General features: G+C 70.8%; 9 protein-coding genes. 2 read left to right on the top strand and 7 right to left on the bottom strand.

The genetic code is table 11. The features are described 5' to 3' along the window. Positions 1-80 precede the first annotated feature (80 nt). From ABT352_RS39170 to ABT352_RS39155, 4 genes are all read right to left on the bottom strand, one after another. Complete coding sequence (locus ABT352_RS39170) at positions 81-1079, bottom strand: aldo/keto reductase (RefSeq protein WP_350950122.1); 999 nt, start codon at positions 1077-1079, stop codon at positions 81-83. Positions 1080-1096: 17 nt separating this feature from the next. After that, positions 1097-1645: an allene oxide cyclase barrel-like domain-containing protein gene (locus ABT352_RS39165; RefSeq protein ID WP_350950121.1), complete on the bottom strand. Its 549-nt coding sequence runs from the start codon at positions 1643-1645 to the stop codon at positions 1097-1099. Positions 1646-1732: 87 nt separating this feature from the next. Further along, on the bottom strand, positions 1733-4516 hold the full coding sequence (locus ABT352_RS39160) for a helix-turn-helix transcriptional regulator (RefSeq protein WP_350950120.1): 2784 nt from the start codon (positions 4514-4516) through the stop codon (positions 1733-1735). A gap of 249 nt (positions 4517-4765) precedes the next feature. Next, positions 4766-5362, bottom strand: a complete 597-nt coding sequence (locus ABT352_RS39155) for a TetR/AcrR family transcriptional regulator (protein WP_350950119.1) — start codon at positions 5360-5362, stop codon at positions 4766-4768. A gap of 136 nt (positions 5363-5498) precedes the next feature. Here ABT352_RS39155 and ABT352_RS39150 point away from each other — a divergent pair, with 136 nt between their 5' ends. Then, a complete protein-coding gene (locus tag ABT352_RS39150) occupies positions 5499-6920 on the top strand; it encodes an MFS transporter (protein ID WP_350950118.1) in 1422 nt (473 codons plus the stop codon). 51 nt (positions 6921-6971) lie between these two features. On the opposite strand, the gene ABT352_RS39145 is transcribed toward ABT352_RS39150, so the two are convergent. The 3 genes from ABT352_RS39145 to ABT352_RS39135 form a co-directional block, all read right to left on the bottom strand. After that, positions 6972-7730 carry an AfsR/SARP family transcriptional regulator gene (locus ABT352_RS39145; RefSeq protein ID WP_350950117.1) on the bottom strand — a complete coding sequence of 253 codons (759 nt, stop codon included), beginning with the start codon at positions 7728-7730 and terminating at the stop codon, positions 6972-6974. 291 nt (positions 7731-8021) lie between these two features. Continuing rightward, positions 8022-9446 carry a rifampin monooxygenase gene (gene rox / locus ABT352_RS39140; RefSeq protein ID WP_350950116.1) on the bottom strand — a complete coding sequence of 475 codons (1425 nt, stop codon included), beginning with the start codon at positions 9444-9446 and terminating at the stop codon, positions 8022-8024. Positions 9447-9964: 518 nt separating this feature from the next. After that, a complete protein-coding gene (locus ABT352_RS39135) occupies positions 9965-10999 on the bottom strand; it encodes a LacI family DNA-binding transcriptional regulator (RefSeq protein WP_350950115.1) in 1035 nt (344 codons plus the stop codon). A 291-nt stretch (positions 11000-11290) separates the two neighbouring features. Here ABT352_RS39135 and ABT352_RS39130 point away from each other — a divergent pair, with 291 nt between their 5' ends. Beyond that, positions 11291-12556 carry a sugar ABC transporter substrate-binding protein gene (locus ABT352_RS39130; protein WP_350950114.1) on the top strand — a complete coding sequence of 422 codons (1266 nt, stop codon included), beginning with the start codon at positions 11291-11293 and terminating at the stop codon, positions 12554-12556. Positions 12557-12723: the final 167 nt, after the last annotated feature.

Below are 12723 nucleotides of genomic sequence, written 5' to 3'. Positions count from 1 at the left end.
CGCGCCGCCGCCGCGGCGCGCGGCGGCCCGCCCCACCCCCCCGCCGCCCCCCCCCCCCCCCCCCACACCGGTCCCGTCCCTCAGCGGTCGACGAACCGCATGCTGTGCTCGTTCCAGCGCTCCCCGTAGACCTCATCGGAGGGAACGGCCGCCTCCACGGCGGCCAGGTCGGCCGGGGTGAGGCTCAGGAAGGCGGCGTCGATGTTCTCCTCCAGATGGGCGCGACGCCTCGTTCCCGGAATGGGGATCACGTCCGGCCCCCGGTGGTGCAACCACGCCAGCGCCAGTTGCGCCGCCGTGACCCGCAGCGAGGCGGCGAGCTCGACGAGACGGTCGGCCAGGGCGAGGTTGCGCGGCAGGTTGTCCGGGGCGAACCGGGGCAGCCCGAAGCGCCGGAAGTCGCCCTCCTCCAGCTGCTCGGAGGAACGGATGGCGCCGCTGAGGAAGCCCCGGCCCAGCGGGGAGTACGGCACCAGCGCGATGCCCAGCTCCCGGCACGTCGCCACGATCCGGCGCTCGATGTCTCGCGACCACAGCGACCATTCGGTCTGCAGCGCGGCGATCGGGGCCACCGCGTGGGCGCGCCGGATGGTCTCTGGCCCCGCCTCGCACAGTCCGATCTCGCGGATCTTGCCCGCGGCGGCGAGTTCGGCCATCGCGCCGACGGTCTCCTCGACACCGACCTCGGTGTCGACGCGGGTGAGGTAGAACAGGTCGATGTGGTCGACGCCGAGCCGCCGCAGCGAGGCCTCACAGCTGCGCCGGACGTAGCGGGCGTCCCCTCGGACGGCGGCGCCGACGCCCGGTCCGGGGCGCACCACGCCGAACTTGGTCGCCACGATCGCCGTCTCCCGCCGCCCGGCGACGGCCTTGCCGACGAGCTCCTCACCGGCGCCGTGGCCGTAGACGTCGGCGGTGTCCAGCAGTGTCGCCCCGAGATCGAGGGCACGCCGGATGGTCGCGATCGACTCGGCCTCCACCGTGGCGCCGTAGAACTCCGACATGCCGAGGCAGCCGAGGCCCTGCGCGCCCACGGTGAGGGATCCGATCCTGCGCGTGGGAAGTCGTGTCAGGGTCATCTGCGTTCTCCGTCCCGTTACCGCAGGTAGACGACGATCGACGACTCGTAGGTGTCGTGGGCGTCCTTGACCAGCGGCCGGAACTGGCGAAACCCGATGGCGCCGCGCAGCGGCCCCGCGACGACGACGGCGGGGAAGGTGGCGGCCTCGCCGGCGGTCAGCCGGGCGTCGTCGACCAGGCCGCCCGAGCGGATGACGTTGCCGTCGTTCAGCCGGATCTCCTCCCCGAAGTAGGCGATGAAATGGCCGTCGTGCTCCTGGCGGTAGAGCATGCGGCCCGCCCCTCTGGTGTGGCCGAGCGGCTCGCCGTCCGAGCCGAATATCTCAAGCCGCACGGTGGCGAAATCCTTCTCCGTGGGCGTCGTCCCGGTGGGGTCGGGATTACTGGAGTGGTATTCGACGACCTTCTCGGTGAGATCGCGCAGAATCAGCGACCGGCCCGGCCGGCCGAGGGCGCCGACCCTTTCCGAGGTGGTTTCCGGTGGCGCCGCCACGAGTGGCAGGGCCCAGGAGTTCACGGTGTCGAGCACCGGTGAGATCCGAGCGGAAAGCACGCGGAAATCCATGGTCGCCTCCTGGGCGGAATTCCGAGCCGCCGTCCGGAACGCGGAGGCTCGCAGGAACCGACATTAGAAAGAACGGCTCAAGTGGTCCTAAAAGCGCGTGGCGTAGTCGCGGCCGGCCGCTTTCCGCCGGGTCGCCAGGGCGAGTTCCATCCGGGAGCTGACACCGGTCTTCCGGTAGATCCGGGTCAGGTGAACGTCGACGGTCCGCATGCTGATGGTGAGCCGGTCGGCGATCTCGCGGCGCTTCATGCCCGTGCAGATGAGCAGCGCGATCTCACGCTCGCGGTGCGTGAGCCGGCCGAACATCTCCACGGGGCCGGTCTCGGGTTCGAGTTCCGCGGCGGACGGCCCGCTCGTCTGCCTGCCGAGCCAGTCGAGCATGGTCGCCGCCCCTGACCGGCGTGCCATCTCGGCGGCGAGCCTGGCCGTGCGGGACGACCGTTCGGCGTGTCCCAGCTCGCCGAGCGCGCGTGCGGCCTGTCCCAGCGCGTAGCACTGCTCGATTCCCATTCCCGCCGACGCGAAGCGATCGGCCGCGTCCTGGTAGCACCTCGCCGCCTCGGCGAGCGAGCCCCGCACGCGGTGCAGATGCCCTCGGGTGAGGTCCGCGTAGGCGAGGTTGTGCGGCATCGGAACGGCACGGGCGTGTTCCTGGCTGTTGCGCACCCAGCCGTCCAGGGGCATGCCGGCGTCCATTCCGGCGGCGCACAGCATCTCCCAGGCGGTGTTGCGGTAGGCCATCGGAATGGTCCGCAGCTCGGACCCCTTGCCCTCGTTGAGCAGGAGGGCGACGCAGTGCGCGGGGTCGTCGTCGAGCCACGCGCATCTGGCGAGGGTCAGCGCGGCGATCGAGGCGCTGCCGTTGACGTTGGCCTGCGACGGTGACTGCCTGGCCAGTGCCTGCTGGGCGAGGGACCTGGCCTTCCCGCTGCCCACCGGCTGCATCCAGACCTCGGCCGCGGACTTGAGCGCGACCGCCTGGGTGTGCCGCAGGGAGTTGTCAGGGCCGGACTCGATGATGGCGGCGTTGGCGGCCTCGCGGGCCTGTTCGAGCTGCCCGAGGTGGCGCTCGGCCTCACTGAGCAGGACCAGGAGCGCCGGGAGCAGGAAGATCCGCTGGCGGTGGCGGGCGACGTCGACGCCCCGCCGCACCTGCCGCTGGGCCTCCACGTAGCGGCCCAGATAGAGATGGGCGAGGACGACCACGAACAGGCTCTCCAGGTGACACGCCACCAGGTGCTCCGGGGCGCGGTCCAGCGTCTCGCCCGCGGCGGTCGCGTCGGCCAGTGCCCGGTCCACCTCACCGGAGAAGGTCGCCTCCAGCGCCCGGAGACCGAGCAGGCCCGCGGCGGTGAGGTCGTCGCGGCCGGTACGGGCGACCTGAAGGGCCTGTTCCAGCTCGGCCCTGCCCGGTATCCGGCCGAGCATGGTCGTGCGGAAACCCCGCGCGAACACCAGCCGCGGCCAGACCGGTGAGCGTCGCAGGTCCTGCCGGGCGAGATACTCGTTGAGCAGGCCGAGTGTCTGCGCGTCCTGGCTCAGCACGGCCTCGACCATCGACACGGAGGCGACCTGCCCGGCCAGCGTGAGCGGGTCCACCGAGCCACCGGACTCGTGCACCAGGAAGAGCAGGTCCCGGCTCTCGGTCATCCGCCCGATCCGCCCGAACGCGGTGCTCAGTGCCAGCCGGGCGCGCATCCCGATCTCGCTGGAGACGGGTGCCTCGGCGATCACCGGTGTGAGCCAGGAGACGCACTCGGCGACGTCCGTCTCCATGATCTCGTAGGACGCGTCCACGATCCGCGCCAGTTCGCTCGCGCGGACCCGTGACAGCGAGCTGACCAGGTGGAAGCCGAGCTGCTTGCCGGCCTGGCCACGGGCGGAGAGCAGGCCCAGGGCGCGCTGGTGGGCGCGGGTGGCCCAGCAGGGGTCGATCGTCCTGCGCAGCAGCGTGCCGAAGACCTCGTCGCGGATGGAGAACAGTGTGCCGATCGGCTCGACCCGCACCAGGTCACGCCGGACCAGGCCGCGCAGGGCGGCGGAGACCACCAGCGCGTCCAGTTCGGCGATCTCGGCGAGCAGTTCGACGTCGAACCGCGAGCGCAGGATCGCCGCGGCGTTCAGCACGTAGCGCTCGTTCAGCGTGAGGCCCCGGACCTCGGTGAGCACGGTGAACTCGAACGGGGCGACGGCGGTGTCACTTCCGGACCACGTGCTGTGGTCGAGGGCCTGCAGGGCGCGGAGGCTGAACGGGTTGCCGCGGCTACGACGGCGAAGATCGTACGGAGCGGGGACGGGCGTCATGGCGAGCATCTGCTCGTCGCCGAGCGGCGCCAGCTCGATGCGCGCGGTGCGGCCGAAGGCCACGCCGAGGGAGACGGCCTCGGCCAGCGCCTCGGGCGTCTGCCGGGGACGCAGCGACACGACCACGTCCACCAGCGGCGGGGAGGCGCCTTCGGCGATCCCGGCCAGTTCGTGGATGGTTCGCTCGTCGGCGAGGTGGGCGTCCTCGATCACCACCAGCTCGCGGTCCGGCTGCCGCCGGTGCCGTGACAGGCCGGCCACCCCCGGCGGTTGATGGCGTTCTGCGGACAGCCGGGCACGCCGCAGCATCCTCCTGACGCTGTTCATCGTGCCCTCTCTGTCGCCGCGCGAGCAGCGGTAGACGGCGGCGGGCAGGACGGTCCACTGCCGGTCCCGCACGAGTGCGGAGAGCAGGTGCGTCTTGCCGGCCCCCGGTTCGCCGAACACGGCGACGAGGCGCCCCTCGCCTCCTGGTTCCCAGGTCAGGTGCTGCAGTCTGTCCAGTTCGGCGGTGCGTACCACGGCGACGGAAGCGGTGTCGGAGAGGCTCTCTTCGTGCGAACTCATCTCTGTGAAGACCCCAGGCGTTCGTGAAGGAAAGACGGCGGGTGGCCCTGGCCGCGCTTCCTTGTGCGTACGGGCCGGTGTTTCCTGTGGTGACGGTTTGCGAGGTTCTGCTGCCGGTCCCCTGATCCGGCGATAACCACTATTAGCCTACCTAATTAGTTGGTTTTTATCACCACCTGTCGCCGATGGGGCGTGCGGGAGGCCGGTCGCCCGCCGTCGAGGGGATGGGTGGTCCGGTCGCGGGCCCGCTCAGGACCGGTGGTCGCGTGTGGTGATCCCCTCCAGGACGAGGCGCAGGAGGCGAGGGCTGTCGTCCCTGTCCGGCAGGGACTGCTCGCGCACCCAGGCGGCACCGCTGAGCAGGTCGAACAGTTCGCCGGGGGTCAGATCGGCGCGTACCAGGCCGGCGGCCTGTGCGGCGCGAAGCAGGTCCGCGCCGCCGTGATGCATCGCGTTGCACATGGCGTACGAGGGGGTCCCCTCGTCGTACATGCTCTGCGCGAGGATGCCGACCAGTCCTCGGAAGGTGCTGAAGTGCCGCACCGCCCGCTCCATCCACTCCGCCAGGGCCCCCAGCGGGTCGGGGGAGGAGAGCAGTCGCTCGGCGTGGGCGACGAGATCGGCCAGCCCGTCCCTGGTGGCGGCCTCCACCAGGGAGGCGCGGACGGGGAAGTGCCGGTACAGCGTGCCGATCGCCACGCCGGCCTGGGCGGCGATGTTCTCCAGGGACGCCTCGGAGCCGTCGGCCTCGAACGCCTTGCGGGCCGCGGCCAGGATCGCGTCGTAGTTGCGCCGGCCGTCGGCGCGTTTGGGGCGCTGGGCGATGTGGGGCGTGCCGGTCGTCATCGAACCTCCCGCTTGACATCCTGAGGCAGCCTCAGCTTGACTCTTCTCATCCAAGCTGAGACGTCCTCAGTATAGTTCCGGCCTCTAACCTGAGGATGCCTCAGTATGTGTCCGGGCGATCGGTATTGGAGGTTCCATGAGTACCGACAGCGTCTCCGACGGGATTCCGGCCAGGGAGGCCCCTGCCCGGCCGTGGGCGCTCACGCTCACCGCGATCGTCGGCGCGGAGTTCATGTTGCAGCTCGACGGCACCATCGTGAACGTCGCGCTGCCGACCCTGCAGTCCGACCTGGGACTCTCGATCACCGGTGGGTCGTGGGTGCCGAACGGTTTCCTCCTCGCCTTCGGAGGTCTCCTGTTGCTCGCGGGCCGGCTCGGTGACGTGCTCGGCCACCGCCGGGTCTTCCTCGCCGGAATCGGGCTGGTCGTCGTGGCCTCGCTGCTCGCCGGTCTCGCGCCCAACCTGGAGGTCCTGCTGGTCGGCCGGGTCCTGCAGGGGGCCGGCGCGGCGATCGCCGGCCCGACCGGCCTGGCGCTGCTCGCGATCGTCTTCGAAGGAGAGCGCCGCCAGCGCGCCTTCGGCCTGTACTCCACCGTCACCGGCCTGGGGGCCTCCGCCGGCATGGTCCTGGGCGGTGTGCTGACCTGGGCGGGGGACTGGCGCTGGAGCCTGCTGGTCAACGTGCCCATCGGCCTGCTCATCATCGCCGTCTCCGTCAAGGTGCTGGGTCTGCGTGACGAGGCCACCCGGCCGCGCCCGCTCGGCCTGCCGAGCGCCCTGCTGGGTACCGCAGCCGTCACCGCCGCCGTCTACGGGCTGGTGCGCGCCGCCGAGAGCGGCTGGGGCGACACCGGCGCGCTGAGCTCACTCGCGGCGGCGGTCCTGCTGGCGGCGGCGCTGCTGATATGGGACCGGCGCACCGAGGAGCCGCTTCTGCCGCTGGTGGTCTTCGCCGGCAGGCAGAGGGCCGGAGCCTTGCTGTGCCTGCTGCTGCTCGCGGCGGTGCTCACCGGTTTCCTGATCTATCTGGTCCAGTACCTGCAGGGTGTGCTCGGGCTGGACGCGCTGCGCAGTGGGCTGGCCATCCTCCCCTTCGGCCTGGCGCTGCTCGTCGTCACCCAGCTGCTCACCAAGCACATCGCGAGCGTGAGCCTGCAGACCCGAGCGGTGCTCGGCCTGGTCGTGGTGCTGGCCGGGGTGGCCTGGCTGACCCGCCTCGACGCCGGCAGCACCTACCTGACCGGTGTGCTCCCGGCGCTCGTCGTCATGGGACTCGGCGTCGGAGTCGCCATCATCCCGTTCAACATGATCATTCTGACCACCGCCCCGCCCGAGTACGCGGGCGTCACCGCGGGCCTGCTGCAGACGGCACTGACCGTCGGAGGGTCACTGGGCCTGGCGGCCCTGCTGATCCCGTTCACCGAAGGAGGCGGTGGCATCGCGGCGAACATCTCGTCGGTGTTCGTCTGGGCCTGCGCGGCGATCGTGCTGGCACTGGCGGTGGCGCTGCTCTTCTGGTTCGGTCCCGGGGCGCGCCGGGCCGCGGCCCAGGGCTGAGCGGGAGGTGAGCTCCGGCACCGTCCCGCGAGGGGGACGGTGCCGGAGGCATCAGCCCGCGATCGCGTAGTCGGTGTCCGCCTCGAGGATCGCGAACTGCAGCCTGCGCATCGTCCTGCGCGGATCGAGGCCGAGTTCCTCCCGCAGCGCCTGCCGGGCGGACTGGAAGACCTCCAGCGCCTCTGCCCTCCGGCCGGAGCGGTAGAGGGCCAGCATGAGGTGCTCGCGGAGGTTCTCGTTCAGCGGGTACTCCTCGACCCACGCCGACAGGTCACCGATCAGCTCCCGGTGCCTGCCGAGCCGCAGCGAGCAGCGCGCGACCGTCTCCAGGCACTCCAGTCGCACCTCCTCCGCCCACCGGGCGAAGGTACCCACAATGAGCCCGTTGTTGATCCCCGCCAGGACCGGCCCGCGAAACAGGCCGGCCGCTGCGGCGGAGACCTCCAGCGCCCGCTCGGGCTCGCTCTCCGGTACGGCCCGCGCCTCGGCGTGCAGGGCCCGCAGGAGGAACACGTCGACCGACGACCTCTCGACCTCCAGCAGGTATCCCTGCGCGTGGGTCCGGATCGTCGCGCCCTCGACCGCCGGCTGGACGAAATTCTTGCGCAGGTGGGAGATGTAGACGTGCAGCGCGGCACGAGCCCGCCGGGGCGGCTCGTTCCCCCACAACTCGTCGATCAGCTCATCCGTCGAGACCGGCTGGTTCGCGCGGATCAGCAGGGTGGCCAGCAAGGTCTCCACCTTGGGCGCGTTGACCGTGCGCGTTCTCTCGTCCACCAGTTGCAGCGGCCCGAGCAGTTCGTATCTCATCTGTCTCCCGAGTGGCTTGAGCCTGGCATCAAGTGGTGATCGACCCTTTTTTGCCGGGTAGCGCCATTCTTGCGACGGATGAGCGGGTTGCCATCAGCGGAAGTGCGTACGAACCCACCGGCGAGTGCGTAGTCACCGCCCCCGCCGGAACACGCCCGGCTCCCGCCCCGGGTGACCGGTGCGGGAGATCGGCCACCCGGGGCGGGAGCCGGGCGCGACGCCGTGGCCGACTCCCGGTGAGAACGGAACTCGGGAGCCGAGCCGGTTGTCCCGGGCGCCGGGACCGCACGCTCAGCCGGCGGCGCCGAACCACCTGGACAGCCCGCCGAGCAGTTCCTGCTGGTCCTCGCCGACCCACGCCACGTGGCCGTCCGGCCGCAGCAGCACGGCGGGCACGTCCAACTCCTCGCCGCCGTCGACGACGTGGTCGACCCGGTCCTCCCAGCCCGCCACCGAGAGCCGGCCGGTCTGGTCGAGCAGCAACCCGCGACCTTCGTGCGTCAACTCGTAGAGACGACCGTTCTTCAGCGCCACGTCCCGCATCCGCCGGCCGAGCAGTTCGTGCCCCCCGCCGAAGTCGTAGCGAATCCCGATCGCGACGATTTTTTCGATGAGATACCGGTTCACCTCCTCGAAGTCCATCAGTTCCGACAACAGGCGGCGTACGGAGCGAGGGCCGGGCTCGGTGGACAACAGCTCCATCTGGGCGCGGGTGTTGTCCAGCACGTCGGCGGCCACCGGGTGCCGTTCGGTGTGGTAGCTGTCCAGCAGTCCTTCCGGTGCCCAGCCGCCGACCTCGGCGGCCAGCTTCCAGCCGAGGTTGAACGCGTCCTGGATGCCGAGGTTGAGCCCCTGTCCGCCGACCGGGGGGTGGATGTGCGCCGCGTCACCGGCCAGCAGCACCCGGCCGGTCCGGTAACGCTCCGCCTGCCGGGTGGCGTCACCGAAGCGAGACAGCCAGCGCGGTGAGTGCACGCCGAAGTCGGTGCCGGAGAAGACCCGCAGCTGTCGCCTGAACTCCTCCAGCGACGGCGGGGCCGAGCGGTCCTCGACCACCCCCTCGGCCGGAACGACGACGCGGTACACGCCTTCCCCGAAGGGGCCGAGGCCGAACCGCAGGTTGGTCCTGCGGACCTCGGTGACCACGGCGGCGACCGTCTCCGGCGGCACGCCCACCTCCATCTCGCCCAGCAGCGTGTCGTTCCTGGAGGGCTCGCCGGGGAAGGCGACACCGAGCAGCCTGCGCACCGTGCTGCGGCCACCGTCGCAGCCGACGAGGTAGCGCGAGCGCAGCCGCGTGCCGTCGGCCAGCTCGGCGGTCACCCCGTCCTCGTCCTGGCTCAGCCCGACCAGCTCGTGGCCGCGCCGGATCTCCGCGCCGAGCTCGGTGGCACGCTCGGCCAGCAGGCGATCGGTGACGGGCTGCGGGATGCCGAGGACGTAGGGATGCGTGGTGTCCAGCCGGTCGGGCGCGGGCTTGGCGAGGCCGGCGAAGAAACCGCCGAGCGGGTGCTTCCTGCCGTGCGCGAGGAACCTCTCCAGCAGGCCACGCTGGTCCATCACCTCGATGCTGCGCACGTGCAGGCCGAGCGCGCGGACATACCCGGCCGGCTCCGCCTCCTTCTCCAGCACGAGCACGCGCACCCCGTGCAGCCGCAACTCGGCGGCGAGCATCAGGCCGGTCGGCCCGCCACCGGCGATGGTCACGTCGATCATGAAGATCCCCCATTCGACAGAGTTCGCTTTTCGGCCGGCTGCTCCGCGTGGTCCGGCGGCGCGCACACCCGCGTCCTCGCGCCGGGTGCCCGCGACCGCACCGCGAGTTCCACCGGTGGTCCGGCGTCTCGCATGACCCGTACGTCGATCGGCGAAGAACGCGTACTTCGCGGACCCCTGATCTCCCCGGGTTCCGGCCTCGGGCCATGATTCTGCGGCAAGACCCGGGTCTTGCCGCAAGCCCCCCGGTGCGCTATACGTTGAGAGTGGCAGGTAGTGGGTGATTTCCCGAACTTCGCCGTTTGTCGATTTCACCGGTCGTCGTTCGTCGCGGCCGCGCGGTCTTCCCCGAAGCGATGACGCGTCACGTACGGCGTCCGTCCAGCCGAGCCCGTTCGCCCAGGTCGTGGACGCTGTCGTCCTCCGACCTCGTCTCCCGCCCGTTGCCGGAACCCGCCGATCCGGCCGGGCGCCGAACCGGGCGCCGCGAGATTCACGGCGGTGTCGTCAGAGAGTCCTCAGGATGCGGCCCCGTCGGCGGAGCGGCGCGGGGCGGGGGCGGTCGTGAAGCGCAGGGAGATCGGGGGAGCGAGGAGAAGGTGCCGGACCGGGGTTTCGGAGTTGGCGATGCGCTGGATGAGCAGGTCGACGGCGTGGGCGCCGAGCTGGTCGGCGGGGACGTCGGCCGCGGTGAGGGGCGGGTGGAGGTTCTCGGCCCAGTGCTGGGCCGCGACGCCGGTGACGGAGAAGTCCCGGGGGATCTCCAGACCGGCGTGCCGCAGGGCCCGGTAGACGCCGGGGAGCGCGGCCTCGTTGATGGTGGCCAGAGCGGTCACCTCGGGGTGGTCGGCCAAAAGCCGCTCCACGCACGTGTGCCCCGCTGAGGCGTCGTCGGCGCAGCACAGTTCGACGCCTGTCAGGCCACGTTCGGCGATGGTCCTGGCGAAGCCCGCCTGGGCGCGGTGGCCCGGCCCGTAACCGGCGGCGACGAGTTCGGCGGAGCGGTTGACCAGCGCGATGTGCCGGTGCCCGAGATCGGCCAGATGCTGCACGCATCGGGAGATCAGCGTCTCGTAGTCGACGTCCACCCAGCACATGTCCTCGGGCTCGGCGGTACGGCCGATGCCGACGAACGGCAGGCCGGTCTGCTGGAGCCGGGTGACCCTGTCGTCCCGCAACCGGATCTCCATCAGGATGATCCCGTCCACCCGGCTGCCGGTGACGACCCGCTCGAAGGAGCGGTCGTGCTCGCCGCCGGACGGCGAGAGCAGGACGTCGAGGTCGGCCCGGGCCGCGGCGTCGACCACGCTGGCCACGAATCCCAGCTGCATGTCGGTGAGCCGCTGGCTGGCCGGTGGGATGACCAGGCCCAGCGTGCGGGTGCGGCCCTCCTTCAGCGCCCGGGCGCTGGCGTTGGGCCGGTAACCGAGCTCGTCGATGACGTCCTGGATGCGTCGCCGGGTCTGTTCCGACAGCGAGCGTTTGCCGCTGAGCGCGTAGGACACCGTGCTCCGCGATACCCCTGCCCGCCGGGCGATCTCCCCGATGTTCATCGAGACTCCTCAAAAATCCGGGTCGACACAGACACATGATAGGTCGAATCGGTTCACCCGGGGAAAGCGGCCGGACACGCCATGTGAACGACGTGGCGTACGGGCCTCCGATGTCCCGCCCTGAGGGGCGGGTGGAGGCGGGCAGAAACCCTCGGGGGCCATGCATGTCGGTCCAGGCACCCCATTGACCTTCGTCCCGGTGGGGCCTATGTTCATCGAATCGGTTCGACAAATCGATTCGACACGAGATCGAAACAATCCGGAAAAGTCCGTTGGCGGAAGGAAGACCCGATGAGATCAGCGGAATGGGGGCGGCGCGGCGCCGGAATGAGCCTGGTGATCTTCGTGCTCACGAGCGGTCTGGCCGCGTGTTCGTCCTCCGACGACCCTTCCGGCGGAACCTCCGCCGACGCCTCCGGTGGCACCTACACGATCTGGGATCCGTATCCGCAGTTCGACGGCACCTCCGAGTGGGTGAAACTGCTCACCAAGTGCGGCACCGACGCGGGAGTCTCGGTCACCAGGACCGGTTACGACACCAGCGACCTGACGAACAAGGCCCTCCTCGCCGCCCAGCAGGGCAACTCCCCGGACGTGCTGATCGTGGACAACCCGGTGGTCTCGACGCTGGCCGAGGCCGGAGTGCTCAGCACGACCGAGGAGGCGAAGATCGACACCTCGGCGATCGACCCCAACCTCCTCGCGGCGGGCCAGAGCGGCGGCAAGACCTACGGGATCCCCATCGGGGCGAACACCCTCGCGCTCTACTACAACAAGGCGGTGCTGAAAGAGGCCGACGTCGACATCGACACCGTGAAGGACTGGGCCTCGCTCACCGCCGCGCTGGCCAAGGTGAAGGACGCCGGCAAGAAGGGCATCACCTTCTCCGCCATCGGCACCGAGGAGGGCAGCTTCCAGTTCCTGCCCTGGTTCTGGGGCTCCGGCGCGAACCTCACCCAGCTCGACTCCCCGCAGGCCGTCTCCGCCCTGGCGCTGTGGACCGACTGGCTGAAGAAGGGCTACGCCCCCAACTCGGTCATCAACAACACCCAGACCACCAGCTGGCAGGAGTTCGCGACCGGGGACTACGCCTTCGCCGAGAACGGTACCTGGCAGCTGGCCAACGCCAAGGAGGCCGGCTTCGAGTACGGCATCATCCCGATCCCGGCCGCCGACGGCGCCACCGCGCCCGCACCGACCGGTGGCGAGTTCGTCAGCGTGCCGGTGCAGAAGGACGCCGGACGCTACGTCGTCTCCCAGAAGCTGGTGAGCTGCCTGACCAGCGCCGACAACTCGCTCACCACGACCACCACGCTGTCCTACATCGCCCCCACGGCGGAGGTTCAGGCCAAGCAGGTGGCCGCGACGGCCGACCTGAAAGTGTGGGTCGACGCGGTGAAGGCGGCGAAGGGCCGCACGAGCGACGACCTCGGCACCAAGTACCCCAAGATCTCGCAGCCGATGTGGACCGGGGTGCAGAGCGCCCTCAGCGGTTCGAAGACCCCGCAGGAGGCGTTCGCGGAGGCCCAGAAGGCAGCGTCCGCCGCCACGAACTGACCGCGTCGGAGACTCGGCGAAGGACGTCATGAACAACCCCACACAGACCGCGGCCTCCCGCTCTGTGCCCGAGCGTGGGGGGGGGGCGCGCGGCGCCCCCCCCCCCCCCCTCTGGGTAACGCGGCCCCGCGACACCCACGGGGCGGGCAGGGGGGTGCTCGCCCCGC

Origin of the sequence: Streptosporangium sp. NPDC000563 (assembly GCF_040299985.1) — a bacterium.
Lineage (GTDB): Bacteria > Actinomycetota > Actinomycetes > Streptosporangiales > Streptosporangiaceae > Streptosporangium.
This window is presented reverse-complemented; position numbering and strand designations above follow the sequence as displayed.